Annotated in this window: 28 protein-coding genes; 11 read left to right on the forward strand and 17 right to left on the reverse strand. The window is 65.2% G+C overall.

Features of this window, described 5'->3' with window-relative positions:
- Nucleotides 1-20: 20 nt before the first annotated feature.
- Nucleotides 21-449, reverse strand: a complete 429-nt coding sequence (locus ACIUM1_RS07145; RefSeq protein ID WP_406816516.1) for a DUF3349 domain-containing protein — start codon at nucleotides 447-449, stop codon at nucleotides 21-23.
- A gap of 424 nt (nucleotides 450-873) precedes the next feature.
- Here ACIUM1_RS07145 and ACIUM1_RS07150 point away from each other — a divergent pair, with 424 nt between their 5' ends.
- On the forward strand, nucleotides 874-1134 hold the full coding sequence (locus ACIUM1_RS07150) for a hypothetical protein (RefSeq protein WP_406816517.1): 261 nt from the start codon (nucleotides 874-876) through the stop codon (nucleotides 1132-1134).
- 231 nt (nucleotides 1135-1365) lie between these two features.
- Here the strand turns inward: ACIUM1_RS07150 and nrdF are convergent, their stop codons facing one another.
- The gene (gene nrdF / locus ACIUM1_RS07155) at nucleotides 1366-2340 is read right to left on the reverse strand and encodes a class 1b ribonucleoside-diphosphate reductase subunit beta (protein ID WP_170879956.1); all 975 of its coding nucleotides are present in this window, start codon (nucleotides 2338-2340) and stop codon (nucleotides 1366-1368) included.
- Nucleotides 2341-2490: 150 nt separating this feature from the next.
- Between nrdF and ACIUM1_RS07160 the strand changes: the two genes are divergently transcribed.
- Nucleotides 2491-2967, forward strand: a complete 477-nt coding sequence (locus tag ACIUM1_RS07160) for an SRPBCC family protein (protein ID WP_406816518.1) — start codon at nucleotides 2491-2493, stop codon at nucleotides 2965-2967.
- Nucleotides 2951-3496 (forward strand): TetR family transcriptional regulator, encoded by a 546-nt coding sequence (locus ACIUM1_RS07165; protein WP_406816519.1) that lies wholly within the window; start codon nucleotides 2951-2953, stop codon nucleotides 3494-3496. Before ACIUM1_RS07160 ends, ACIUM1_RS07165 begins: the two co-directional genes overlap by 17 nt.
- Here the strand turns inward: ACIUM1_RS07165 and ACIUM1_RS07170 are convergent.
- Nucleotides 3468-4040: a TetR/AcrR family transcriptional regulator gene (locus ACIUM1_RS07170; RefSeq protein WP_406816520.1), complete on the reverse strand. Its 573-nt coding sequence runs from the start codon at nucleotides 4038-4040 to the stop codon at nucleotides 3468-3470. The genes ACIUM1_RS07165 and ACIUM1_RS07170 overlap by 29 nt on opposite strands.
- Before the next feature lie 144 nt (nucleotides 4041-4184).
- Between ACIUM1_RS07170 and ACIUM1_RS07175 the strand changes: the two genes are divergently transcribed.
- Nucleotides 4185-4406: an SDR family NAD(P)-dependent oxidoreductase gene (locus tag ACIUM1_RS07175; protein ID WP_406816521.1), complete on the forward strand. Its 222-nt coding sequence runs from the start codon at nucleotides 4185-4187 to the stop codon at nucleotides 4404-4406.
- A gap of 14 nt (nucleotides 4407-4420) precedes the next feature.
- Nucleotides 4421-5068 carry an SDR family NAD(P)-dependent oxidoreductase gene (locus ACIUM1_RS07180; RefSeq protein ID WP_406817577.1) on the forward strand — a complete coding sequence of 216 codons (648 nt, stop codon included), beginning with the start codon at nucleotides 4421-4423 and terminating at the stop codon, nucleotides 5066-5068.
- Here ACIUM1_RS07180 and ACIUM1_RS07185 read toward each other — a convergent pair.
- From ACIUM1_RS07185 to ACIUM1_RS07220, 8 genes are all read right to left on the reverse strand, one after another.
- Nucleotides 5065-6603, reverse strand: coding sequence for a flavin-containing monooxygenase (locus ACIUM1_RS07185; RefSeq protein ID WP_406816522.1), 1539 nt, complete (start codon nucleotides 6601-6603; stop codon nucleotides 5065-5067). The two genes, ACIUM1_RS07180 and ACIUM1_RS07185, sit on opposite strands and share 4 nt — an antisense overlap.
- Nucleotides 6604-6756: 153 nt before the next feature.
- Nucleotides 6757-7494 carry a TetR/AcrR family transcriptional regulator gene (locus tag ACIUM1_RS07190; protein WP_406816523.1) on the reverse strand — a complete coding sequence of 246 codons (738 nt, stop codon included), beginning with the start codon at nucleotides 7492-7494 and terminating at the stop codon, nucleotides 6757-6759.
- Between the two features lie 171 nt (nucleotides 7495-7665).
- Nucleotides 7666-8415 (reverse strand): hypothetical protein, encoded by a 750-nt coding sequence (locus ACIUM1_RS07195; protein WP_406816524.1) that lies wholly within the window; start codon nucleotides 8413-8415, stop codon nucleotides 7666-7668.
- Between the two features lie 422 nt (nucleotides 8416-8837).
- Nucleotides 8838-9638 carry an adenylate/guanylate cyclase domain-containing protein gene (locus ACIUM1_RS07200; protein WP_406816525.1) on the reverse strand — a complete coding sequence of 267 codons (801 nt, stop codon included), beginning with the start codon at nucleotides 9636-9638 and terminating at the stop codon, nucleotides 8838-8840.
- Nucleotides 9639-9664: 26 nt separating this feature from the next.
- On the reverse strand, nucleotides 9665-11830 hold the full coding sequence (gene nrdE, locus ACIUM1_RS07205) for a class 1b ribonucleoside-diphosphate reductase subunit alpha (protein WP_406816526.1): 2166 nt from the start codon (nucleotides 11828-11830) through the stop codon (nucleotides 9665-9667).
- Complete coding sequence (gene nrdI / locus ACIUM1_RS07210) at nucleotides 11800-12279, reverse strand: class Ib ribonucleoside-diphosphate reductase assembly flavoprotein NrdI (protein ID WP_406816527.1); 480 nt, start codon at nucleotides 12277-12279, stop codon at nucleotides 11800-11802. The genes nrdE and nrdI overlap by 31 nt, the downstream gene beginning before the upstream one ends.
- A gap of 51 nt (nucleotides 12280-12330) precedes the next feature.
- Nucleotides 12331-12570: a redoxin NrdH gene (locus ACIUM1_RS07215; protein ID WP_406816528.1), complete on the reverse strand. Its 240-nt coding sequence runs from the start codon at nucleotides 12568-12570 to the stop codon at nucleotides 12331-12333.
- A 504-nt stretch (nucleotides 12571-13074) separates the two neighbouring features.
- Entirely contained in the window at nucleotides 13075-13629 is a 555-nt protein-coding gene (locus ACIUM1_RS07220; protein ID WP_406816529.1) for an NAD(P)H-dependent oxidoreductase, read from the reverse strand.
- 90 nt (nucleotides 13630-13719) lie between these two features.
- On the opposite strand from ACIUM1_RS07220, the gene ACIUM1_RS07225 reads away from it, so the two are divergent.
- Entirely contained in the window at nucleotides 13720-14328 is a 609-nt protein-coding gene (locus ACIUM1_RS07225) for a helix-turn-helix domain-containing protein (RefSeq protein ID WP_406816530.1), read from the forward strand.
- Between the two features lie 5 nt (nucleotides 14329-14333).
- Nucleotides 14334-15377: a DNA polymerase IV gene (locus tag ACIUM1_RS07230; RefSeq protein ID WP_406817578.1), complete on the forward strand. Its 1044-nt coding sequence runs from the start codon at nucleotides 14334-14336 to the stop codon at nucleotides 15375-15377.
- On the opposite strand, the gene ACIUM1_RS07235 is transcribed toward ACIUM1_RS07230, so the two are convergent.
- Entirely contained in the window at nucleotides 15312-16244 is a 933-nt protein-coding gene (locus tag ACIUM1_RS07235; protein WP_406816531.1) for an SDR family oxidoreductase, read from the reverse strand. The genes ACIUM1_RS07230 and ACIUM1_RS07235 overlap by 66 nt on opposite strands.
- A 30-nt stretch (nucleotides 16245-16274) precedes the next feature.
- Entirely contained in the window at nucleotides 16275-16910 is a 636-nt protein-coding gene (locus ACIUM1_RS07240; RefSeq protein ID WP_406816532.1) for a TetR/AcrR family transcriptional regulator, read from the reverse strand.
- Between the two features lie 114 nt (nucleotides 16911-17024).
- Here ACIUM1_RS07240 and ACIUM1_RS07245 point away from each other — a divergent pair, with 114 nt between their 5' ends.
- Nucleotides 17025-18503 (forward strand): cytochrome P450, encoded by a 1479-nt coding sequence (locus ACIUM1_RS07245; protein WP_406816533.1) that lies wholly within the window; start codon nucleotides 17025-17027, stop codon nucleotides 18501-18503.
- A gap of 18 nt (nucleotides 18504-18521) precedes the next feature.
- Here the strand turns inward: ACIUM1_RS07245 and ACIUM1_RS07250 are convergent, their stop codons facing one another.
- Complete coding sequence (locus ACIUM1_RS07250) at nucleotides 18522-19025, reverse strand: homocitrate synthase (protein ID WP_406816534.1); 504 nt, start codon at nucleotides 19023-19025, stop codon at nucleotides 18522-18524.
- A gap of 309 nt (nucleotides 19026-19334) precedes the next feature.
- On the opposite strand from ACIUM1_RS07250, the gene ACIUM1_RS07255 reads away from it, so the two are divergent.
- Together ACIUM1_RS07255 and ACIUM1_RS07260 are read left to right on the forward strand one after the other, a co-directional pair.
- Entirely contained in the window at nucleotides 19335-19523 is a 189-nt protein-coding gene (locus ACIUM1_RS07255) for a hypothetical protein (protein WP_406816535.1), read from the forward strand.
- 412 nt (nucleotides 19524-19935) lie between these two features.
- Complete coding sequence (locus ACIUM1_RS07260; RefSeq protein ID WP_406816536.1) at nucleotides 19936-20166, forward strand: hypothetical protein; 231 nt, start codon at nucleotides 19936-19938, stop codon at nucleotides 20164-20166.
- A 69-nt stretch (nucleotides 20167-20235) separates the two neighbouring features.
- Here the strand turns inward: ACIUM1_RS07260 and ACIUM1_RS07265 are convergent, their stop codons facing one another.
- From ACIUM1_RS07265 to ACIUM1_RS07275, 3 genes are all read right to left on the reverse strand, one after another.
- On the reverse strand, nucleotides 20236-21228 hold the full coding sequence (locus ACIUM1_RS07265; protein ID WP_406816537.1) for an anti-sigma factor RsbA family regulatory protein: 993 nt from the start codon (nucleotides 21226-21228) through the stop codon (nucleotides 20236-20238).
- 139 nt (nucleotides 21229-21367) lie between these two features.
- Entirely contained in the window at nucleotides 21368-22825 is a 1458-nt protein-coding gene (locus ACIUM1_RS07270; protein WP_406816538.1) for a FadR/GntR family transcriptional regulator, read from the reverse strand.
- A gap of 22 nt (nucleotides 22826-22847) precedes the next feature.
- Nucleotides 22848-24041, reverse strand: a complete 1194-nt coding sequence (locus ACIUM1_RS07275) for a thiolase family protein (protein WP_406816539.1) — start codon at nucleotides 24039-24041, stop codon at nucleotides 22848-22850.
- A gap of 59 nt (nucleotides 24042-24100) precedes the next feature.
- Here ACIUM1_RS07275 and ACIUM1_RS07280 point away from each other — a divergent pair, with 59 nt between their 5' ends.
- Entirely contained in the window at nucleotides 24101-24436 is a 336-nt protein-coding gene (locus tag ACIUM1_RS07280; RefSeq protein WP_406816540.1) for a Zn-ribbon domain-containing OB-fold protein, read from the forward strand.
- Nucleotides 24437-24438: the final 2 nt, after the last annotated feature.

Here is a 24438-nt window from a genome sequence, read left to right on the forward strand (position 1 = left end):
GCGCCAACGCCCTTCAGTCCCTACAGTGCGGCGCCCGGAGCGGTTTCGGATGGCGCGCTGCGCGCGGCGATCTCGGCGGCCTCTCCCCACTCGTCACCGGGGATGACTTCGCTGACGTCGATGCCGGCCAGCGGCCATCCGACGGCGGCCAGCGTGGCGGCCACCCGGATGATGTTCTCCGGTCCCGCGTCGTAGTGCGTCATGTCGGAGATGAAGTGGGCGATCTCGTCGCGGTCGATGGGATGATCGACCGTCTCCGGCGATCCCTCCTTTGCGGTGATGTTGTGCACCACCTCGGCGATCTGGTCTTCGGTCAGCGGGGTGCTGCGCAGCAGCGCGAGCAGCGGCACGCGGTCGGGCCCCGGAACGCCCTCGGGGTAGCCGGCGCGCAGCCAGCGCAGCACTGAACGGCAGAAGTTGGTGGTGGCGGAGGCGGCGGTATTCGTCACCTCAACAGTGTCAGGGCAGCCGTATCGACCGCGCCAGCGGGCGGTCGCGCCGTGCGCACAATTCATAAGCCGTTCACCACGCGAACACGTTTGCCCACCCACATGAAACCCGTTGCCGCATGTCCGGCGGCGGCCATCAAACGAACAAGGACGCGCCGGCAAAAGCCGATATGCGAAATCCTAGATGTGCAGATTCGGGCCCAGCGGCGACCGAACCGATCGGATGCGTCACCGGCGGCCGACGGTAAGCGCGGGTCAGTTAGCGGCATTCGGTGCCTGGCCGCCCCGACGAACCTGCGGCGGGCTGATGCCGGCGACTTCCATACCGGCCTGACTTATTGGGTATGCAAGGTTTGTAGAAGCAACTGCTGCTCAGCCGTAATCATTTGGGAGACAAGTGCAATTCGACGTAATCGCCACCGCCATGAGCGCGACCGGCGCGCCGCTGATCGTCTCCGGCGTGCTCGGAGTCGGTGAGATCGTGGTCGGGGCCTACCAGCATCAGCGCACGAATAGGGTCGCCGGCAACCTCAACATGGTCGCCGGGGGTTTCGGCCTGCTGGCGACCATCGGCGCGACGACCGGCCAGCTTGAGATTGCCCTTCCCGCAGCAATATTGGGCGGCGTCGCGGTCGGCGTCAACCTCGTGAATCAGACCCGCCAGCAACATCGGCAGAGCGCATAGTCAGGCCGCCTTTCGAGTCGGCGGCCGGGACTCACCCGCCCGCGGGCGGTGCATCCTCGGAGTCGTCTTGTTCGTCCGGGATGGTCGCGTCGGAAACGGCGCGGCGCCCGGGAAGAAAACCGGCCCGGCCGGTGTTCTGGAGGGGACCGGGCCGGCCCCAGTCCCTCCCCCCCGACGCGCGTGGCCGGTCCGGTTCTTAACCGTTTTGCAGCGGCCCGCTGGCCTGTCCGCTTAGAAGTCCCAGTCCTCGTCCTCGGTGACGACGGCCTTGCCGATCACGTACGACGACCCCGACCCGGAGAAGAAGTCATGGTTCTCGTCGGCGTTGGGTGACAGCGCCGACAGGATGGCCGGGTTCACGTCGGTCTCGTCGCGCGGGAACAGCGCCTCATAGCCGAGGTTCATCAACGCCTTATTGGCGTTGTAGCGCAGGAACTTCTTGACGTCCTCGGTCAGCCCGACCTCGTCGTAGAGGTCCTGGGTGTACTCCACCTCGTTGTCGTAGAGCTCGAAGAGCAGCTCGTAGGTGTAGTCCTTGAGTTCCTGCTTGCGCGCGTCGTCGACCAGCGCCAGGCCGCGCTGATATTTGTAGCCGATGTAGTAGCCGTGCACGGCCTCGTCACGGATGATCAGCCGGATCATGTCGGCCGTGTTGGTCAGCTTGGCCCGGCTCGACCAGTACATCGGCAGGTAGAAGCCGGAGTAGAACAGGAAGCTCTCCAGCAGCGTGGAGGCGACCTTGCGCTTGAGCGGCTCGTCGCCCTTGTAGTACTGCATGACGATCTCGGCCTTGCGCTGCAGGTTGGGGTTTTCCTCCGACCAGCGGAAGGCGTCGTCGATCTCGGCGGTCGAGCAGAGCGTGGAGAAGATGTTGCTGTAGCTGCGCGCGTGCACCGACTCCATGAAGGCGATGTTGGTGTAGACGGCCTCTTCGTGCGGGGTCAGCGCGTCGGGGATCAGGCTGACCGCGCCGACGGTGCCCTGAATGGTGTCCAGCAGCGTGAGGCCGGTGAACACCCGCATGGTCATCTGCTTTTCGTGGGCCGTCAGGGTGCCCCAGGACGGGAGGTCATTGGACACCGGCACCTTCTCGGGCAGCCAGAAGTTACCGGTCAGCCGGTCCCAGACCTCGGCGTCTTTTTCGTCTTGCAGCCGGTTCCAGTTGATCGCCGAAACGCGGTCGATCAGCTTCATGTTTTCGCTCACCAGAACCCCACTTCACACACCGTTTTGCCGGACAGACCTCAGGCCCCAGACACTACCCCTGGGGTACGACAAGCAACGGCAACACAACAACTTGTGATTACGTGTCGCCCATGCGTCCGGCCGCCACCGGATTTCGATCCAACCTCCAGTATGGCGCGCCAAACATGTACCATTTGGTACATGTTTATTGAAGACGGCGTCGAGATCGACGCAGCGCCCCAACTCGTCTGGGATGCCTTCACCGACGTCGAGCACTGGCCCGAGTGGACCGCGTCGGTGACTTCACTTGTCGGCCTTGATGGTTCGAGCCTTGCTGCCGGCAGGCGGTTCGCGATCAAGCAGCCCGGCATGTCGAAGCTGGTCTGGAAGGTCACCGAGATCGATCCCGACCGGTCGTGGACCTGGGTGCACAGCTCGCCCGGGGTGCGGGTGACCGCCCGGCACGACGTCATCGCCCGGCCCGGCGGCCGCACGCTGGTGCGCCAGCAACTCGATCAGCGCGGTGCACTCGGCGCCCTCGTCGGGCGGTTGATGGCCGGCAGGACCAAGCGCTTCCTGCGACTCGAGGCCCAGGGCCTCAAGGCGCTGTCCGAGCAGCGCAGCCGCGCCGATGGCGCGCACTCCTGACACCGAGCGGCGCCGGCGGCTTCTCGATGCGCTGACAACCGAGTTCGCCACCGGCGGCATCGGCGACCGGCCGCTGCGCGAGGTGGCCGCCGCGGTTGGCACCAGTCACCGGATGCTGTTGCACCACTTCGGGTCCCGCGAAGGCCTGCTCGTGGCGATCGTCGAGGAGATCGAGCGACGCCAGATGCGACTGCTGCACGAATTGCCGGCCGACCCGGCCGAAAGCTTTGCGGTCATGTGGGCCGACCTCCGTCGACCCGAACTCCGCGAATCCGAGCGCCTGTTCTTCGAGTGCTACGCCCGCGCTGCCGCGGGCGAAAAGCCTTTTGCCCGAATGCTTCCCGGGGCCGTCGAGGGCTGGCTCGCCGAGGCCGAAGCGGTCGCCGGGAACTCGGTCGACCCCGCGCTGGTTCGGCTGGGGCTGGCGGTCACCCGAGGCCTGCTGCTGGATCTCGTTGCCACCAGCGACGAGGCCGGCGTGGACGCGGCCGCACAGGCTTTCATCCAGCTTTTGGCAACACCGAGATGAGCGTGTCGACGAGCTCCTCGGCGCTGGTGTGCCACTTGCCCAGATCCATGTGGCCACTGAGATCCAAGCCCGTGATGCCGTGGGCGCTGGTCAACAGGAGCGCTCCGTAACGTCGCGCCTGCCCGGGACCCGTAATGCCACCCACGATGGCGAGGAACAAATCCTGTGCACGCTCGGCGGCCCGCATCGCCTCGGTCGGGTCCCCCGCCGGCGGGGTGAACATCAGCCGGTACAGGTGAGGTCGGCTGCGGCCCAGCTCGATCAGCGAAAGTAGGCCGGAGCGCAGAGAATCCTCGGGGGCATCGTCGCTCTTGACCAAAGTCTCGAGTAGGTCGCCGAGTTCGCTCAGTGCATTGGTGGCCAGGACCGCGAGCAGCGATTCCTTATCGGCGAAGTGGCGATACGCCGCGGAGTGCGAGACGCCCGCCCGAGCGCCCACCTCGCGCAACGTGACCGCTTCGACTCCGCCGAGGTCGAGTAACACTCCCGCGGCTTCGAGCAGCGCGCAGCGGGTGGCCGCGGCACTCTCCGCTCGTGTCGTCACCCGCCGAGCATAAGCCAGCATCCAGTTGACAGCGTTAACTCAAACACTTAGTTTCAGTTGACAGCGTTAACTCTATGGATTCCCACCGGATGGAGACCGTCATGAATCCCTCGAATTCCCGCCGCCCGCCGAGAGCTAATCATCGTGACCGGCGCTTCCACCGGGATCGGGGCGACCACGGCTAAGGAACTGGCTCGCAAGGGTTTTCACGTGTTGGCCGGCGTGCGCCGCGAGGTCGATGCCGACGCGCTGCGCACCGACGGCATCGAGCCGTACATCCTGGACATCACGAGGCAAGCGGACGTCGCCGCGATCGCCGACCGGGTCGCGCGCGCGATCCGCAGCACCGCCCACTGCGCGCGCTGATCAACAATGCCGGGATAGCGGTCAACTCTCCGGTCGAAACGCTGCCGCTGGACCAGTGGCGCCGGCAGTTCGAAGTGAATCTCTTCGGCCACATCGCGATGACCCAGGCGCTGCTGCCGGCCCTGCTGCTCAGCTCGGGCACCGTCGTGAATATCAGCTCCGTCGGCGGCAAGGTGGTGTTGCCGACGTACGGCGCATACGCCGGTTCGAAGTTCGCCCTGGAGGCCGCCAGTGACGCGTTGCGGCGTGAGGTCGCCGAGCTCGGGATCAAGGTGGTCGTCGTCGAACCGGGCGCGGTCCGGACCGACATGGCCGAGCGCGGAATCACCACCGCCGAGGGGCTCGTGGCGACCCTGACCGATGCCCAACTCGCCCGCTACCGCGACCTCGTGGCGGGCGTCACGGCACAGGCGCGGTCGTTCGGCGAGGACGGCGTCTCGGCCGAATACGCCGCGAAAGTGATCGCCAAGGCCGCGACCGCATCGCGGCCCCGCACTCGCTACACCATCGGTCGCGACGCCGCGATCTTGTTGTGGATCAACCGCGTGGTATCCGACCGGGTGCTGGACCGCATCGTGCGGCAGAACCTGCGGTCCTTCATCAAGAAGTCCCGGTCCGGCGAACAACGAAGCGCCGCAACGACTTCGCGCGGCGCCGCCTAGACTGCCGCGGCCCTGCCCATGTTCACGCCGTAGAACTGGTATTCCTCCGGCTTGACCGAGCGAGTCGCCCGCCAGTACTCCCAGGTGTAGCCGCCCCAGAGCACGGTGTTCTTACCGTGCTCGTCCAGATACCAGCTGCTGCAGCCGCCGCTGTTCCACACCGACGGCCCGAGCCTGCGCTGCAGCTCGTCGTTGAACTTGTCCTGGGCGGCGCGGGTCGGCGCCAGCGCCTGTGCACCGAGCCGGTCACAGGTGGCGATCGCGTCTGCGACGTAACGGATCTGGGACTCGATCATGAACACCACCGAGTTGTGGCCCAGCCCGGTGTTGGGGCCCAGCAGGAAGAACAGGTTGGGCACGTCGGCGACGGTGACGCCGCGGTGCGCGCCGATGCCCTCGCGGTTCCACCGGTCCACCAGGTCCTCGCCGTGCAGCCCCTTGATCTGGACGTATGTGTACGAGTCGGTGACGTGGAAGCCGGTGGCGTACACGATCACGTCGGCTCCCCGGTGGGTGCCGTCGACGGTGTCGATGCCGTCGGCGGTGATCCGCGCAATGTGGTCGGTGACCAGTTCGGTCTTGGGGTCGGCGACCGCGCGGTAATAGGTGGAGGAGTTCAAGATTCGCTTGCAGCCGATGCGGTAGTTGGGAACCAGCTTGCGCCGCAACTCCTTATCCTTGACGGACCGGCGGATGTTGTATTTGCAGTAGGCCTCGATGAACTTGAGCAGGTTCGGCCGCTTGGTCATACCGACGGCCAGCGCTTCCTGCCCCCAGTAGATCGCGAGGCGGACCAGCGCGCGCAGCCCGGGCACGTTCTCCATGGCCCGGCGCACCGCCGGCGCGATCTCAGGGTTGGACCGCGGCACCACCCACGGCGGGGTGCGTTGGTAGAGCTGAAGTTCGGCGACCTGCCCGACGATCTCCGGCACAATCTGGATCGCGCTGGCGCCGGTCCCGATCACCGCCACGCGCTTGCCGGTCAGGTCGACGCTGTGGTCCCACTCCGCGGAATGGAAAGCGGCGCCGCGGAATTCGTCGCGGCCCTCGATGTCGGGCATCGATGGGATGTGCAGCGCGCCGGCACCGGAGATCAAAAACTGTGCGACGTACTCGCGCCCGTCGGCGGTGAACACGTGCCAGCGGTTCTCGTCATCGTCCCAGTGGGCACGATCCACCAGCGAGTTGAACTCGATGTAGCGGCGCAGCCCGTACTTCTCGGTGACCCCTTTAAGGTAGTCCCAGATCTCGGGCTGATAGGAAAACGGGTTCTTCCAGTCCGGCTTGGGCTCGAACGAGAACGAGTACAGGTGCGACGGGATGTCGCAGGCGCACCCGGGGTATCTGTTGTCTCGCCAGGTGCCGCCGATGTCGCCGGCCTTTTCCAGGATGACGAACCCGACGCCCTGCTTTTGCAGCGCGATGGCCATCCCCAGACCGGAGAACCCGGTCCCGATGATGACGGCACGCGTGTGCACGGGCTTGGAGGCGGTGGCCGCCGGAATTGCCTCGGTTTGTGTCACGACGTCGGTCACGGTCGATCGGTCCTTCTATCCAGGCCTGTCTCGGGTCGGCGTTAGCTGGCGTCTTCGGCTACGGCCCCGGCTGACGCAGATACCCAGTACCCAGGGTATCGGTTGGGACGAGTGTTATCGATGGCCGCGGCGGTTGTCAACGCCGCGGCGTGCTCAGCTCGCGGCCGGGTTGCCGGCCACCATGTCGTGTATCGGCAGGTCAGGATTCATCGTGATGCCCAGCGCCTCGGCGGTGCCGACGATGACCCCCATCATGATGGTGGTCAGGTGCGCGACGAACTGCTCGCGCGACATCAGCCGCGGGCTCTCCGGCTCGGGGCCCAGCCACCATTCGGTGGCCGACGCGGCGCAGCCGAACGCGGCGTGCCCGGCCAGTTCGACCGCCGCATGGTCGAGCTCCATCTCGCGCAGCTCGCTGTCGAACATGTCGGCTACCGCCAGGGTGATGCCGCGTCCCTCGTCAAGGATCTGGGGGCTGGCCGCCGAGCGCCCCTGGATGAACACCCGCAGCACGTTGGGGTGCTGGTCGACCAGGCTGACGTACTCCTCGACGCTGCGCCGGATCACCTCACGGGCCGAGTCGGTTTTCAGGTCGATGGACGCGAAGATCGCCGCCCACAACATGTCGCGCAGCCGTTCCCCGATCGCCTGGAACAGGTCGGACTTGTCGTGAAAATGTCGGTAGATCTTCGGTTTGGCGGTGCCGGCCTCTTCGGCGATCTCTCGCACCGAAAGTTCGGGTCCGAGCCGGTCGATGGCCCGGAACGCCGCGTCGACGATTTCGTTGCGCACCTTCTTGCGGTGCTCACGCCAGCGTTCGCTGCGCGCGTCGACCTTGGCCCCGGGCTTGACAGCCGGGTGGGGCCTAGCAGGTCGAGGAATTCTCACCACGTCACGCACTTTACCTCGTGGCCGCTTCTGACCTGGGCAGACTGCCCACTTCGCAATTCACGGAGTCGGATCAGGCCGCATGATGGTCGGGCGGGACGATTTGACCGTGGCAGAGATTCGCAACGTATCGCGAGTCGACGTCGACGCCTATTCGGGATGGGCCGTGATGTGTCAGCGAGGCGCGAACGATGTTGCGGTGGAGATGCATACGAGTCCAACGAGAATCAGAGCGGCAAACCCGTAAACCGCCTTCGCACACGCGCTGTACTTGCGGGAAGCGACCTGGGACAAATCGAGCACCTGCTGCCATGCATCCGTCTGCACGTCGACGCGAGCTGTATGTGCGAGAAGTTCCTGAACCGTCGCGCCTACAAGTGAAGGCCATGCAAACCGGTTCAAGTGGTTGTAGCGCACCCTGCTCCGCGGCACAATCGCCCAAGTCAACCAACCTAAAGTCCACAGGAAAGCCAAAACTGTTGCGACACTTAGCCCGCCGACCAATAAAGTGGCCAGACATCCTTCACTTATCGCCTTCACAACGGTTTTCACATTGCTTGCGAGCATCGTCGCCACCACCCCAAGTCCGGCGGCGAGGATCGTGGCTTTCGTATCTGCAAACCGTACCCAGCTGGCCATCTGGTCAATGGACTCAAGACTTCCATCGCTCGGCGCGCCTGTCACCAAATTCGATTGGTCTGGCGGACTTTCGTGCTTACGCCGCAATGCTGTTGACGCCCTCCGTAGGCCACCTTCGGGTGATCCGCCATTCGGTGTAAGCGGCCAGCCAGTGAGCCGTCCACGCCGTGGCGGTTGCAACGGTGTGATGCTCTGGAGACCAATCATTTTCTGCAGCAATACACAAGTTTCCGTTGCGATAAAGATGTGGCGAAGGGACCCACCGTCGGCCTGCATGAACACCAAGCCTCAAAACCTAGAACTGTTACACGCGGCAATCCCTCATCTCTTCGTGGCATAATCAGGGTCTTGAAATGACCCCTGCCCGTGTTGATTACACCTCCCCAGGCCGGGCAGACGCCATTTTCAGGCGGCAAATATATAAACCCTGGGAACGAGCGCTCCATCGCCGAAATATTGCGATGGAGGCGTGAGTCATCGTGCCACCACGCCCGGCCGCTCTCGGGTGCGTCAGTGGGCTCTGCGCAGCCACCGTGAAATTTATGATTGGCCACGGGTGTGACCGAACCGAAAGTCGCGTGTTCGAAGCCCGACGATGTGTCTCGCACCCCGTCGAACACGATTTGCCCGTTCACGGTGACGAATCTGGGAACGTGGACTCCATGATGATGAAGGAGGGCGGCAATGGTCATATCTTGTTATCCGTTTCAATTTATAGCGATTGTGGAGGTCGGATTGCCATTGATTTGTTCGATCGCCCCAGGGAGATACGGCAGCGTGGTGCGCCACCAATAATCATAGAACTTGTAGTAACGACGCTCATAGTTTCGCTGGTAAGGCTTGGGCGACTTTTCGTGCTCGCTGAAGGCCGCCGCATCGGGTAATTGCTCGGCGATATTTTGTCCGATAATAATCTCCCAGGACTTGGCCTTCTTTTCGCATTTTGCAGCAAAATTCGCGGCGAACCCAATCGCGTTTACTTCGTTGTGCAGTCGACTACCTGTACGCACGAAGGTGATGCGGCCATAGTCAAGACCCGCTCGGGCTTGCACACGGTGGATTCCGGCCTTATCCAGCTGTGGGTTAAGGCCATTTTCAACCGCGTTCAGCGCGAAGGCGCAGGCGCTCAGTGCGCAAACTGAATCAACCCGAGGGTCGCCAGGACCGAAACCCGCGAATAGCCCATCGCCCCGTAACCCCAGCGGATAACCTCCAAACGCACACACAACCGAAACGAACCCGCTCAACACCGCGTGCGCGAGATTAGCAACTTCGGTTTCGTCATCCCAAAAGGTTCGGCCAGTAAAGTCCGTGAGATCAAGAAAGACCGCAACAAGCGATGTTGCCCGACTTTCACCCACCACGAGATTTTCAAAGGCCGGGTGCCCGAGTGCCTTCGCTTCTAGTTCAGCGCCAGTCGAAGCCGTAACAGATCGTTGCTGGACCAACTGGCGGCGCCGAAAATCGCGCATTACGGCGTCGCCAAATTGGCTAGTCGTGTATTCCATCATCTTTCTTTCACAAACCGCGGGGTTTACAGCATGCAGGACACGCAGCCCTCGACCTCTGTTCCCTCCAAAGCCATCTGACGAAGGCGGATGTAGTACAGCGTCTTGATTCCCTTGCGCCAGGCATAGATCTGCGCCTTGTTCACGTCGCGCGTGGTGGCGGTGTCCTTGAAGAACAGCGTCAGGCTCAGCCCCTGGTCCACGTGCTGGGTGGCCGCGGCGTAGGTGTCGATGATCTTCTCGTAACCGATCTCGTAGGCGTCCTGGTAATACTCCAGGTTGTCGTTGGTCAGATACGGCGCCGGGTAGTAGACGCGGCCGATCTTGCCTTCCTTGCGGATCTCGATCTTGCTCGCCACCGGGTGGATCGAACTGGTCGAGTGGTTGATGTAGCTGATCGACCCCGTCGGCGGGACGGCCTGCAGGTTCTGGTTGTAGATGCCGTGCTGCTGCACCGATTCCTTCAGCCGCTGCCAATCCTCTTGCGTCGGAATGCGAATGCCCGCCTCGGCGAAGATCTCCCGGACCCGCGGGGTGGCCGGCTCCCACACCTGCTCGGTGTACTTGTCGAAGAACTCACCCGAGGCGTACTTCGACTTCTCGAAACCACCGAACTTGATTCCCCGCTCGATCGCGATGCGATTCGACGCCCGCAGCGCGTGGTAGAGCACGGTGTAGAAGTAGATGTTGGTGAAGTCGATGCCTTCTTCGGAGCCGTAGAAGATGCGCTCGCGGGCCAGGTAGCCGTGCAGGTTCATCTGCCCGAGGCCGATCGCGTGGGACTCGTTGTTGCCCTGCTCGATCGAGGGCACCGAGGTGATGTGGGTCTGGTCGCTCACCGCCGTCAGCGCGCGGATCGCCACCTCGATCGTCTGCGCGAAGTCGGGCGAGTCCATCGCCTTGGCGATGTTCAGCGACCCCAGGTTGCACGAAATGTCCTTGCCTACTTTGGCATACGACAAGTCGTCGTTGAACACCGACGGCGTGGAGACCTGCAGGATCTCCGAGCACAGGTTCGAGTGGGTGATCTTGCCGTCGATCGGGTTGGCCCGGTTCACGGTGTCCTCGAACATGATGTAGGGGTAACCGGATTCGAACTGCAACTCGGCCAGTGTCTGGAAGAACTCGCGCGCCTTGATCTTCGTCTTGCGGATGCGGGCGTCATCGACCATCTCGTAGTACTTCTCGGTGACCGAGATGTCGGCGAACGGCAGGGCGTAGACCCGCTCCACGTCGTACGGCGAGAACAGGTACATGTCCTCGTTCTTCTTGGCCAGCTCGAAGGTGATGTCGGGAATCACCACGCCTAGGCTCAGCGTCTTGATGCGGATCTTCTCGTCGGCGTTTTCGCGCTTGGTGTCCAGGAACCGGTAGATGTCGGGGTGGTGCGCGTGCAGGTACACCGCGCCCGCGCCCTGACGGGCCCCCAGCTGGTTGGCGTAGGAGAACGAGTCCTCGAGCAGCTTCATGATCGGGATGACGCCCGAGCTCTGGTTCTCGATGTTCTTGATCGGGGCGCCGTGCTCGCGAATGTTGCTGAGCAACAGCGCGACTCCCCCGCCGCGCTTGGACAGCTGCAGGGCGGAGTTGATGGATCGCCCGATCGACTCCATGTTGTCCTCGATGCGCAGCAGAAAGCAGCTCACCGGTTCGCCGCGCTGCTTCTTGCCGGAGTTCAAGAACGTCGGGGTGGCCGGCTGGAACCGGCCGTCGATGATCTCGTCGACGAGCTTCTCGGCCAGGACGGTGTCACCGGCGGCCAGCGTCAGTGCGACCATGACGACGCGGTCCTCGAAGCGCTCCAGGTAACGCTTCCCGTCGAACGTCTTCAGCGTGTAGGAGGTGTAGTACTTGAACGCGCCCAAAAACGTCGGGAACCGGAACTTCTTGGCGTAGGCGCGGTCCAGCAGCGTCTTGACGAAGTTGCGGCTGTACTGGTCGAGAACCTCACGCTCGTAATAGTTCTCCTTGATCAGGTAGTCGAGCTTCTCGTCCTGATTGTGGAAGAACACCGTGTTCTGGTTGACGTGCTGCAGGAAGTACTGATGCGCGGCCTCGCGGTCCTTGTCGAACTGGATCTTGCCGTCCGCGTCGTAGAGGTTCAGCATCGCGTTGAGCGCGTGGTAATCCGTCTCCCCCGGCAACGCGTGGGCTCCGGTGGTTACAGGCTCTGCAGCGACGGTTGGTGACACGTCTGTTCCTTCCAAAAATTGGCCAAGCCCGCACGGACGGCATCCACGTCGTCCTGGGTTCCCATTAGTTCGAAGCGGTAGAGATACGGGACGCCGCACTTACGCGAGATCACATTGCCCGCGTACGCGAATTCAGCGCCGAAGTTGTTGTTGCCCGCGGCGATGACGCCGCGGATCAACGACCGGTTGTGCTCATTGTTCAAGAAGGCGATGACCTGCTTGGGGACGTAGCCGCCGGCGTTGAGGTCCGGTGTGGCCCGGCCGCCGCCGTAGGTGGGCAGGACGAGGACGTAGGGCTGGTCTACCTCGATGCGGCCATGCAGCGGTATCCGCGTGGCGGGGATCCCCAGCTTCTCCACGAAGCGGTGGGTGTTCTCCGACACCGAGGAGAAATAGACCAGTGACGATCGCAAGCGCGGCGCAGCCGGGCGAAGCGGGTCGTCACTCATCCAACCTGGGTTGCGCGACTGCACCGCAACCTCCTTACCTGACGTTCTGCCTTACGCGCTGAGTTCCGCCTTGGCGAGCGCCTTGATGCGGTCCGGCCGGAACCCCGACCAGTGCTCGGTGCCCGCCACCACCACTGGAGCCTGCAGGTATCCCAGGGCCATCACGTAGTCACGCGCCTCTGCGTCGAGCGAGATGTCGACCTTCTCGTAGGCGATGCCCTGCTTGTCCAACGCCTTGTAGGTGGCGCTGCACTGCACACATGCCGGCTTGGTGTACACGGTGATGCTCATAGAATGCCGCTCCTTTGCGGAAGAGGGGGACCCAACGGACTGGCAACTACTTTTGAACTGCGTCTTGCTAGGTTCAGCGATCCGTCAGGCCCCCTGATTCCCGTCGTGCGGCGGTCACGGTCGAGCGACCTGTGGGTGCCGATTTCGGGGGGTTCACCGAGTCTGGCTTGCTTGGTGGTCCTGGGATCTGGCGGTGCACGAAACACTACACCTAGTGGCTGACAAGTTGTCCGGATACAAGATGTTCTGAATAACAATTTTGAAATTCCCTGGTCGTGAGCCCTGCCGCGACGGAACCCGACCACCCGCTCGGCGTGTCGCAGGTCACACGCCGAGGCGTGGACGCCTCCACGTATGGATATAGCAGCGACCACCGACATGCCCGCCGACGGCGATCGGACCGCCCGGAGCTAGCAAAGCCGCCAGCCGGAGCTGGCGGCTTCTGCTATTCGGTGGTGCCAACCGCGCTGGTCGGCCGGCGAGCGGCTTGTTGACTTCTGCCAATCAGCCGACTTCGGCGGCCAGCTTGCCCACCACGTCGCGCACGTTCGCCGACACCTCGGCGTGTTCGGCGGGCGGCTTGCCTTCCAGCGTCTTGAACGGCACCGACAGTTTGATCGCCTCCACGACGCGCGCGCCGGCGATGGCGAAGGACTTGCGCGTGTCGTCGTGCGCCCACACCCCGCCGTACTGGCCGAAGGATCCACCGATGACCGCCAGCGGCTTGCCCTTGAGCGCGCCGTCGCCGAACGGTCGGGACAGCCAGTCGATCGCGTTCTTGATGACGGCCGGGTAGCTGCCGTTGTACTCCGGGGTGACCACCAGGGCGGCGTCCGCGTCGGCCGCCGCCGCGCGCAGCGCGGCAACCGGGGCCAGCGGTGGCGCGTCGGTGTTCATCGCGTCGTCGATCTCTTCGTTGTAGAACGGCAGCTCACCGAGCCCCTCGAAGATCGTGACGGTCACGTCGTCGGCGGCGACCGCGGCCGCCAACTCGGCGATCTGGCGGTTGATCGACGCCGCCCGCAGGCTTCCCACTAACGCCAAGATTTTGATTGCCACTGTCCGAGTTCCCTTCGGTCGTTGGGTACATCCTCGCACGAGCTAACCGGACTATAGTCCGATTTATTCCGGCAGCGTTAAAGTGCAGGAGTGAGCGAGCGGACGGGTGAGTTGCACGTGTTCGCCCCCCAGGTGGTGCACCAGGAACGGGGAGATGCCGCGCGCAACCGCGCCCTGCTCCTCAAGGCTGCCCGAAATCTGATCGCCGAGCGCGGCGCCGACGCCGTCACCACCGACGACATCGCGGCCGCCGCCGGGGTCGGCAAAGGCACGCTGTTCCGCCGCTTCGGCAGCCGGGCCGGCCTGATGATGGTGTTGCTGGACGAGGACGAACAAGCCGTTCAGCAGGCGTTCCTGTTCGGCCCGCCGCCGTTGGGGCCCGGCGCGCCGCCGGCCGACCGGCTGGCGGCCTTCGGCCGGGAGCGGATCCGGTTCGCCCACGACCATTGCGAGCTGCTGTCGGCGGCCAACCGCGACCCGCAAAACCGGCACAACGCACCGGCCATGGTGCTGCGCACGCACGTGCGGATGCTGCTCAAGGCGGCCGACTCCACCGGCGACCTCGACGCACAGACCGACGCGTTGCTGGCGCTGCTGGACGTGGATTACGTCGAGCACCAACTGGCCGAGGGCGGTCACACCCTGGCGAGTCTGGCCGACGCATGGGAAAGCCTGGCGCGCAAGCTTTGCGGGCGGTGAACGACGTGCCCGCGGCGGCACCGCACTGGGTGTTGCACGTGGACCTCGACCAGTTCCTGGCGTCGGTCGAGTTGCGCCGGCACCCCGAATTGGCCGGACTGCCAGTGATTGTCGGCGGCAGCGGCGATCCGAACGAACCGCGCAAGGTCGTCACCTGCGCCTCCTATGAGGCCAGGGAGTTCGGTGTGCGGGCGGGCATGCCGCTGCGCGCCGCCGCCCGGCGCTGCCCGGAGGCGACCTTCCTGCCGTCCGACCCGGCCGCCTATGACGAGGCGTCCGATCAGGTGATGGGGGTGCTGCGCGACCTGGGGCACCCGGTCGAAGTGTGGGGTTGGGACGAGGCCTACGTCGCGGTGACGGCGGCGGACCCGAGCGACGTCGCTCAACAGATTCGCAGCGTGATCACCTCGGAAACCGGGTTGTCCTGCTCCGTGGGCATCAGCGACAACAAGCAGCGCGCCAAGGTTGCCACCGGCTTCGCGAAACCGGGCGGCATTTTCATGCTCACCGATGCGAACTGGATGCCGCTGATGGCCGACCGCCCGGTCGACGCGTTGTGGAGCGTGGGCCCCAAGACGGCGAAAAAGCTTGCGGAACTTGATATCACGACAGTTTGGCAGCTGGCCCACTGCGACGCGGAGCTGCTGACGGCCACGTTCGGCCCCCGCACCGGGCTGTGGCTGCTGCTGTTGGCCAAGGGCGGCGGCGACAGTCACGTCACCGCCGAGCCCTGGGTTCCGCGCTCCCGCAGCCACGTCGTCACCTTTCCTCGCGATCTCACCGATCGATCCGAAATGGAGGCTGCCGTAACAGATTTGGCCGAGCGGGCACTGACGGATGTGCTGGCGGCGGGCCGAGTCGTGACCCGGGTGGCGGTCACCGTGCGGACGGCAACCTTCTACACCCGCAACAAGGTTCGCAAGCTCGACGCGGCCAGCACCGATCGCGACGTCATCGTGGCCGCGGCGCTTCGCGTTCTCGACCTATTCGAGCTCGACCGGCCGGTCCGTCTGCTCGGGGTGCGTCTCGAGCTGGTCATGCCGGACTAGCTGCGCCGGGCTGGGTCGCAGCGCGCGGGTGAAGATCACGTTGACCTGGCGCATGGCCACGCTATAGGGCCACCACGCAAGCCTTTTGAACGCGTACAGCGCGCGGATGTCGGCCGACGTGTAGATCAGGTAGCGGTTCTTGGCCACGCCGGCCAGGATCTTGTCGGCCGCCTTTTCCGGCGACACGGCGTGGCCGGCGAACCGCCGCACCCACCGTGCGACGCTGGGGTCTTCCCGGTCCACCCCGGCGATCTCCACGGTGTTCACCAGCGGGGTGTTCACCGCGCCCGGCACCACAACCGACACCCCGATGCGGTGCCGGGCCAGGTCGAAGCGCAACACCTCCGACAGGCCACGCAATCCGTACTTGCTGGCGCTGTAGGCGGCATGCCACGGCAGGGCCACCAACCCGGCCGCCGAGGACACGTTGACCAGATGTCCGCCGCGCTTGGCCGCCACCATCGCCGGGACGAAAGTCTCGATGACGTGGATCGGGCCCATCAGGTTGATCGCGATCATCTTGCTCCACTGGTCATGGGTCAGCCGGTCGACGGTGCCCCAGGCCGACACGCCGGCGATGTTGAGGACGATGTCCATGCTCGGATGTGCGGCATGGATATCGGCGGCGAACGCGGCCACCTGGCCGTAGTCGGCGATGTCCAGTGCCCGGTGCTCGGGGACCTGCGCGCCCAGCGCCCGGGCGTCGGCCACGGTCTGTTCGAGACCGTCGCGGTCGCGGTCGGTCAGATAGAGTTCGGCGCCCTGCGCGGCCAGCCGTAATGCCGTGGCGCGACCGATGCCGCTCGCCGCACCGGTGACCAGGCACCGCTTTCCCGCAAAAGATCGCCCGGATCCCCTCTGCGCCATGGCGGAGACGATACCGGCGGTACCACCGCCCTAGGGACGGCCGGCCCACAGCGCATGCAGCCACAACTGCTCGAGGACGCGCACCCGCCGGTCAGGGTCGCTGTCGCGCCCGGTCAGGATCGGGTCGCCGGTCAGCACCAGCGCGGTGGTGCCGGCCAGGGTGCGGATCAGCGTCGGCAGGTCGTCACTGATCGGGCTGGCCGTCCCGGCCTTCATCTCGGCCTCGACGATCCCGACGATCTGACCCAGCACCACCTCGAACTGCTGATCCAGCAATTCGCGAATCTCCACGTCGGTGTTGCGGGCCTCGTTGCAGGCGGTCACCACGGGGTCGTTGTGCGCGTAGACGGCCGCGGCGCTGCCGACCATCCGCTTGGCGAACTCCTCGGGTGATTCGCCGGCCTGTCGGGGGGCGAAGTACTCGGTGAGTTCCTCGAGTTCCTCGGCGGCCTCGGCCATGAGTTGTGCCAGCACCGCGTATTTGGAGTCGAAGTAGAAGTAGAAGCCGGACCGTGCCACCCCGGCCCGCAAGCTGATGGTGCTGACCGACAACTCAGCAAATGGCTTTTCCTGCAGCAGTTCCCGCACCGCCTGCACGATCGCCTGGCGTTGTTTGTCCCCACGCCGTCGGGCGCCCGGCTCCGGAGTGGCGGGGTGGCTGGTCACTACCTGACCTTGCACCACGCCGCGCAAAAAGCAAACTTGACAGCCGTCAAGTTTTTCAGCGAAGGTTATAAACCAGTGACGGCCGTCACCGGGAGGGCACGCAAAGGAGCGTTAATGACCGCCACCATCAGCACGCGGGAGTACCTGCTGGACCAGGCGCGGCGCCGGTTCACCCCGACGCTGCAGACGATTCCGGGGATGGGGGCGATCGAGAAGCGCCTACTCGCCCACGAATGGCAGACCAAAGTCCTGGCCGAACCGCCGGCCGGCAGCGACCTCAAACCTGTGCTGGGCGACGCCGGGCTGCCGATCCTCGGCCACATCATCGAGCTGTTCCGCGGCGGCCCGGACTACGCGCTGCACCTCTACCGCAACCATGGTCCGCTGATCTACCTGGACTCGCCGATCATGCCGGCGGTCACCGCGCTGGGGCCCGACGCCACCCAGGCCGTCTTCTCCAACCGGAACAAGGACTTCTCACAGAAGGGCTGGCACCCGGTGATCGGCCCGTTCTTCAACCGGGGCCTGATGATGCTCGACTTCGACGAGCACATGTACCACCGCAGGATCATGCAGGAGGCCTTCACCCGCAGCCGGCTGACCGGCTACGTCGAGCACATCGATCGCGTCGCCACCGACATCGTCGCCAACTGGCCCACCAACGACGGGCGCTTCCTGTTCCATCCGGCGATGAAAGAACTCACCCTGGACATCGCGTCCCTGGTGTTCATGGGCCACGAGCCGGGGTCCGACCATGACCTGGTCACCAAGGTGAACCAGGCGTTCACCACCACCACCCGCGCCGGTGGTGCGATCATCCGGCAGCCGATCCCACCGTTCAAGTGGTGGCGCGGCCTGAAGGCCCGCAAGTTGCTCGAGGACTACTTCATCGAGCGGGTCAAGGACCGCCGCAACGCCACCGGCAACGACATGCTCACCGTCCTGTGCCATACCGAGGACGACGACGGCAACAGCTTCACCGACTCCGACATCGTCAACCACATGATCTTCCTGATGATGGCCGCCCACGACACGTCCACCTCGACGACCACCACGATGGTCTACAACATGGCCGCCAACCCGGAGTGGCAGGAACGGGCGCGCGAGGAGTCGGCGCGCCTGGGCGATGGGCCGTTGGATATCGAGTCGCTCGAGAAGCTGGAGACACTCGAACTCATCATGAACGAGTCGCTGCGCATGGTGACGCCGCTGCCGTTCAACATGCGGATGGCGGTGCGCGACACCGAGCTGCTGGGACACTACATCCCGGCCGGAACCAACATCACCATCTGGCCCGGCATGAACCACCGGTTGTCCGAATTGTGGACGGAGCCAGACAGATTCGATCCGGACCGGTTCGCCGAACCCCGCTCGGAGCACAAGAAGCACCGGTACGCGTTCGCGCCGTTCGGCGGCGGTGCACACAAGTGCATCGGCATGGTGTTCGGTCAACTGGAGGTCAAGACCGTGGTGCACCGGCTGTTGCGCCGCTACCGCCTCGAGCTGGCCCGGCCGGGCTACCAGCCGCACTGGGACTACGGCGGCATGCCGATTCCGATGGACGGCATGCCGATTGTGCTGCGCCCACTGTAAAGCGCTGCGGCGCGAGCCTCACGCGGCCAATAACCGGTTGGCGCAGGCGATCACGGCGCGCAGCGCCGATCGGGTCGGGTCGGCCGACCAGCCCATCGCCCACTCGGCGTGGGCGCCGTCGCTGCCGCGGACGAATGTGGCAACGCCGGTGGCCGACCGCATCTGATGGAAGTTCACGATCTCGACCGTGATCCCGCGCTCGTGCAGCATCGCGGTCAGCGCCGCGATCGGCCCGCCCGCGGCGGCGGTGACCGTACTGATCCGATCGCCCACGGCGATCACCGCCCGGAAGTCGCGGGCCTGCGGGCCCAGTCGGGCAACGGCACGATCCTCGTCGGCGCATTGCCAGCGGCCCAGCCGTAACGGGCCCGCGTTGCGTCCATAGGTCGCGACGAAGCTCTTCCAGGACATCGTGTCGGCCTGTTCGCGCAGCCCGCGGGGCAATGCGACGCCGAAGCGTTCGCCGAACCACGCAGTGGCGGGTTCGAAATTTCGGAGCTGATTGCGCTCGGAAAAGGTCATGGTGCCGGTCTTTTCTGGTCAGCAGGAGCGACCGACGGCAATAGCTTCCGACCCACAGCGGGGGGTCGGTCAGATCAGACCCCGCTGCGGGTGCTAGCTACTACGCCACGCTCGAAAAGACGCATGAGCGTTGACATTAGACCCCGACCGCCGCAGCTGCAACTGGCTTGGGGGCTACAAACGAACCGTACAAAAGAATACAGAAAATAATCCTAAAAGTTTGGTTTACGCGTGTGTAACAGGGGGTATGTTAGCGAGCAGCAGTCAATTAGACGGCTGTGCAACTACCCCTCAATGGAAGGCACCATCATGAAGGCGAAGAGCACCAAGAAAACCCTCAAAGCTGCCGCAGCGGCCGTCGGGGTGGCCGCGGTGTTGGCAGTACCCGGGTGCGCGACGACGGTCACCGGCGGCGCCGGCGGCTCGGGCCTCATCGGCGGGGCCGGCGGCTCCGGCGTCGGCGGTATTGGCGGAATCTTGGGCAGCATCGGCCTTTAACGATCGAATAAGCGTCCCGCGGAGACCCTTGGTCTCGGCGGGACACTATTTCTTCACTGTGCCATCTATCGGCAAGTGAAGCCGCAAAGAATGCCACGCCCCGTTCGATTGGGGTTAAGCATCGGAATTATCCTCGCCCTGGGCGCTCGATTGATGCCATATTGCGCTTTGATGACGCAGCCCAAGGCGTGCAGTTCTTCATTTATCGCAGTCGAATGCGCAATGCCTTGCGGGTGTGCTGATCTCCGAATCATCTTGTTGCACCGGCTGATTCATGCCCGACATGCGCCGCAGGCGGGCGCGTCACCAAATCTAAATCAGGTCTTTACCTTCGCCAGATAGGCGTTATAGCATGCGTTAAATCGGGCGGTTTACACGCGAGGCTATGCCCTCCAAAGGAAAGGATGTGATTATGAATTCAACGAGGATAAAGAAGGTCCTTAAAGCCACCGCGGCCGCCGCGGGATTTGTCATGGTGTTGTTCGCGCCGACCGGCTGCTTGGTGACCGGGGCCACCGGGGCGACCACCGGCGGGACATTGGGCGGCACCGTCGGCGGCACTACCGGCGGCACCGTCGGCGGCACCGTCGGCGGCACGGTCGGTGGAATCGTAGGCGGGATCACCGGGGCGCTCGGCCTCTGACCACATAGACAAGCGACCCGCTGGGACCTGTGGCCACGGCGGGTCGCTACTTACCTGGACCGCTTCGTCCTACCCGGCCGGCCCGGCGGCAGGCTCGAACCGCAGATACGCCTGAATCGTCGTGCCGGTCCTGGTGGTGTGGGTCCGCACCAGATCCGAAATGGCGTTGACCAGATACAGCCCGCGACTGGCGGGACCGCACGGGCCGGGGTCCAGGCGGCCCACCAGGGGGTCGTCCAGCCTTCCGGTGTCGCGTGCCTCGCAGACCAGATGCCGGTCGTGTTGCCAGAAGGCCAACCGGCAGGCACCTCCGGTGTACATCAGGCTGTTGGTGGCCAACTCGGTAGCGACCAGCTGCAGATCCTCGGTGCTCTCCTGGGACAGTCCCATCCAGCCCGCGTAGTCGAGGGCGAAGGACCGCGCCGGCCGAAGATCGGCCGACTTGCGGACCATGTAGGTGACCGCCCCGGGACCGGCGGCCAGCGGCTGATTGCAGCGTTCCAGGACGTCACCAGGTGCGTAGCTCGGGCTGCGTTGCAGCGCACCGCATTCCCACAGCAGCGGATGTGTGGCGCGGGCATCGGCCAGCACGGCATCGTCGAGCTGACTGGCGTCGTAAAGGCACAGGCTGGTCGCCGGATAGCCGTCCATGGCCTCGTTGACCAGCGCCTCATGCTCGATGCAGGAGATGAACTCCGCCTCGCTGCGGCCCGGCCACGCGAGTTGGCTGACGATCCGGACCCGCTGGTCCGGGTGTTCGTCGACGAACGCGCCCTCCATTGCCATGAATCGGCTCGGGTTGCGTGCCACCTCGGTGATGTCGGTCATGCACACACCGGCGGGCAGGTCACCGCCGTGGTACAACCCGTCATGCAGCAGCGCCAGCATCTCGGGAGGCACGGCAAGCAGCACCGCCTCGTCCAGCGCCAGACCGTCGCCCACGAAGCGGCCCACCAAATCCACAAACTCCTGCTGAGAGTGGTAAATCGATGCCGAGTGGACGAAACCGTATTGTCTGGTTTCGTTACCCGCCGCCACTTCAGCGCTCTCGCTTTCGATCAATTACGCCAACCCCTTGCTGGGTCGGCTGACGCCTCCCCTTCGTTCCAGTACCCCAGACGGGCCTTCGCTATACCGCGCAAGGGATCGCATTCAGGTTTGCCTCATTCGCGGGGCCATTTCGACCGCTGACAATCGCGCTTCACAGCCACCACGAGGCGGCCGCGTCGAGGTGGCGTCGCAGGCGATAACAGGCGACGCTCTCGTCGGCCGCCTCCACCGCCTCGACGATCCGCAGGTGGGCGTGGCGCACGGCCAGCACGTCCGACCAGGTCGGCAGCGCCTGCCCGGTGCTCGACCAGTGCCGGCGGAACAGCTCGACGATGATCCGCAGGAACAGATCCAGCAGCGCGTTGCCGGCCAGCCGCGCCAGGCCGACGTGGAAGGTGAACTCCTCCGCGATCGCCCGCCGCACGTCGTCGGCCGTCTGCCCGGAATTTTCCGGCAGCCCGGACCGGTGGCCGACCAGAAACGCCGTCACCTCGGGTTCGCTCAACCGCTTGACGACCTTGGCGACGTTGTCGATCTCGATGGCGTCGCGGACGCAGCGCAGGTCTTCTCGGCTCGGGTCGCGGTACTGCAGGTACAGGGCGAACGTGTCGATGCTGGCCTGTGCCGCAGGCTCGGCGACGACGAGTCCGCCGCCGGGTCCGCGGCGCATGTGGGCGATCGAGTGGTATTCGAGCAGCCGCACCGCCTCGCGGAGCACCGCACGGCTCACCCGGTAGCGCTCCAGCAGGGCGGTCTCGGTGCCGAACACCGAACCCACCTGCCAGCCGCCGGCGGCGATGTCGTCGCCGATGGTGGCGGCCAGCATTTCGGCGAGTTTGCCCCGGGGCGCATCGGAATCCAGCCGCCGGCGCCGCTTACGCCCGCGGCTCCCGTCGCCCGCGTGATGCTGCTGCAGCCAGCCGGTGACGGCCTCGACATGTCGCTCGGACAGCGTCTTGGCGCGCGCGGCATCACCGGCGGTGACGGCGGCGACGATCGCGGAGTGGTGCGCGTGCAGGTGGTCCACCGCCTCGATGGCCTCGGTTGCCGAATCCGTTCGCGACGACAACGCGTAGCGGGTGGTGAGCCGCATCAAGACATCGATAAACAGCTGCAGCACCGGGTTTTTCGATTGCTCGGCCAGCGCGACGTGGAACTCGTCGCGGGGCGCCGCTAAACCGGGCCTCCACTGTTGCTCGGCCTGCAGTACCGCCCGCAGCCGTGCGATGCCGGCTTCGTCGATGCGCTCGGCGGCGAGCGAGGCCGCCAACGGCTCGAGCACCAGGCGCGCGTTGAGCAGATCGCCCAGCGTCGTGCCCAGGTACTCGAGATAGATGACGACGGCTCGGGTGGCGGGCCCGGCATCGGGCTCGCAGATGTACAGCCCGCCGCCCGGGCCGCGGCGCATCCGCGCGACCTGATGGTGTTCGACCAGACGGACGGCCTCCCGCAGCACCGACCGGCTCACCCCGAAGCGCTGCCGCAAGGCCTGTTCGGACCCCAGCGACTCGCCGACCGCCCAGCCACGGCGGACGATGTCGGCTTCGATGTCCCGGGCAACCATCGAAGCGAGTTTGTCCGCCTGGCCGCTGTTTGGCTCCTCGATCATCCGGGCTCGTTCGCGGTCTCGCTCAACAGGTCAGCAGCATGCACCCCGCGACGGGCCCACCGCCGACGGAGACGACACCCACCTCTGGGCGACGCGACACCTGGCGCTCCCCCGCCTCGCCGCGCAACTGCAGACACCCTTCGTGCAACGCCCAGTAGCCGTGCATGCGGCCCGCCGAAAGTTGGCCGCCGTAGGTGTTCAGCGGCAGCTGCCCGTCGCGGGCGATCCGCGTCCCACCCTCGACGAACGGGCCGCCCTCGCCGTCGCCGCAGATCCCGAGCGCTTCCAGCCACGCCAGGGTGAGATAGGTGAAACCGTCATAGAGCTGGGCGATTTGGAGGTCGGCGGGCCGCAACGCCGTGCGCGACCACATCTGCGTCGCGGCGTCCGACATCGCCATCTTCGGGTAGTCCGCGCGGTGAAACCAGCCCCCGGCTCCGTCGGACCCGCCGATCGCCTCCACCTTCACCGCGCGGTGCGGGCAGTCGGCGGCGTACTCCGCGTGCGAGACCACCACCGCGATCGAGCCGTCGATCGGGACGTCGCAGTCCAGCAGCCCGAGCGGGGTGGACACCAGCCGAGCGCCCAGGTAATCGGCCATTGTCATCGGATCCCGGTAGACCGCAAGGGGATTGAGCGCCGCGTTGCGCCTGCCGTTGAGCGCTATCCAGCCCAGCTGTTCCTTGCTGGTCCCGTACAGCTCCATGTGCCGACGGCAGTTGAGCGCCAGCCAGTTGGCGGCGGAATAGGCATGCGCCGCAACCAGATCGTTGACGTCGTCCATCGCACCGACGGCGGGCTTCGGCTCCCCTTCGGGTGTCTCGAACATCCGCGCCAGCGGCGGCGCCGGTGCGTTCTCCTCCTGCTTGACCGGGACGGTGCCGCCGAGCATTTGGATCGTCCGGTACACCACCACGTGGCGGGCGCGGCGTTCGGCGACCGCGCGGCAAGCCGACATCACCGGCGAAAGCAGGCCGCCGGTGCCGAACCCCGACCCGCAGTCCGCGGCGTCGATGCCCAGGTGGGTGTTGACGTCCGCTGCGGGCGTGTCGCCCAGCGTGGCGATGCCGTCGATGTCGGTCGCGGTCAGCCCGGCGTCGGCGATGGCGGCGCGCACCGCCTCCATGGTCAGCTCCAGGCCCGGTATGCCGGTGCGGCGTCCGATCCGGGAGATCCCGATGCCGGACAGGATCGCGTCTTTTTCGAAATGCGTCATGTCCACCGCCCGTCAGAACCACACACCGCATCGAATCAATTGAGTGTACTGTATTCGTCGTGTCAGACGGGGCGCTGCTCATCGAGTACTGCGACGACTGCGCGCGCTGGGTACATCCGGGCAGCGGCGAATGCCGCGAGTGCGGGGGCCCGCTGCAGGCGCGAGAAGTCTCCGGGCAAGGCACCGTGTTCACCTACACGGTCAACCATCACCCGTACAACCCGCAGATCCCCACCCCGTACGTCATCGCCATCGTCGAGCTCGCCGAACAGAGCGGCCTGCGGGTCGCCGCCAATATCGTTGATTGCGAACCGGATTCGGTGACCTGCGGCATGCCCGTCGCCCTGCGACCGGAACGTGGCAGCGGCGGCGCGGCGCAGTTCGCGCCGGCCTGACG

This window comes from Mycobacterium sp. M23085 (assembly GCF_045343915.1).
Taxonomy (GTDB): Bacteria; Actinomycetota; Actinomycetes; order Mycobacteriales; family Mycobacteriaceae; genus Mycobacterium.

Coding starts and splice junctions, on each gene's coding strand:
- ACIUM1_RS07235 (WP_406816531.1), bottom strand. CDS start 16,244: ATGGCGCAGAGGGGATCCGGGCGATCTTTTGCGGGAAAGCGGTGCCTG.
- ACIUM1_RS07260 (WP_406816536.1), top strand. CDS start 19,936: ATGAATTCAACGAGGATAAAGAAGGTCCTTAAAGCCACCGCGGCCGCC.
- ACIUM1_RS07245 (WP_406816533.1), top strand. CDS start 17,025: ATGACCGCCACCATCAGCACGCGGGAGTACCTGCTGGACCAGGCGCGG.
- ACIUM1_RS07215 (WP_406816528.1), bottom strand. CDS start 12,570: ATGAGCATCACCGTGTACACCAAGCCGGCATGTGTGCAGTGCAGCGCC.
- ACIUM1_RS07270 (WP_406816538.1), bottom strand. CDS start 22,825: ATGATCGAGGAGCCAAACAGCGGCCAGGCGGACAAACTCGCTTCGATG.
- ACIUM1_RS07255 (WP_406816535.1), top strand. CDS start 19,335: ATGAAGGCGAAGAGCACCAAGAAAACCCTCAAAGCTGCCGCAGCGGCC.
- ACIUM1_RS07160 (WP_406816518.1), top strand. CDS start 2,491: ATGGCGCGCCAAACATGTACCATTTGGTACATGTTTATTGAAGACGGC.
- ACIUM1_RS07200 (WP_406816525.1), bottom strand. CDS start 9,638: ATGGAATACACGACTAGCCAATTTGGCGACGCCGTAATGCGCGATTTT.
- ACIUM1_RS07165 (WP_406816519.1), top strand. CDS start 2,951: ATGGCGCGCACTCCTGACACCGAGCGGCGCCGGCGGCTTCTCGATGCG.
- ACIUM1_RS07275 (WP_406816539.1), bottom strand. CDS start 24,041: ATGACGCATTTCGAAAAAGACGCGATCCTGTCCGGCATCGGGATCTCC.
- ACIUM1_RS07150 (WP_406816517.1), top strand. CDS start 874: ATGAGCGCGACCGGCGCGCCGCTGATCGTCTCCGGCGTGCTCGGAGTC.
- nrdI (WP_406816527.1), bottom strand. CDS start 12,279: ATGAGTGACGACCCGCTTCGCCCGGCTGCGCCGCGCTTGCGATCGTCA.
- ACIUM1_RS07250 (WP_406816534.1), bottom strand. CDS start 19,025: ATGACCTTTTCCGAGCGCAATCAGCTCCGAAATTTCGAACCCGCCACT.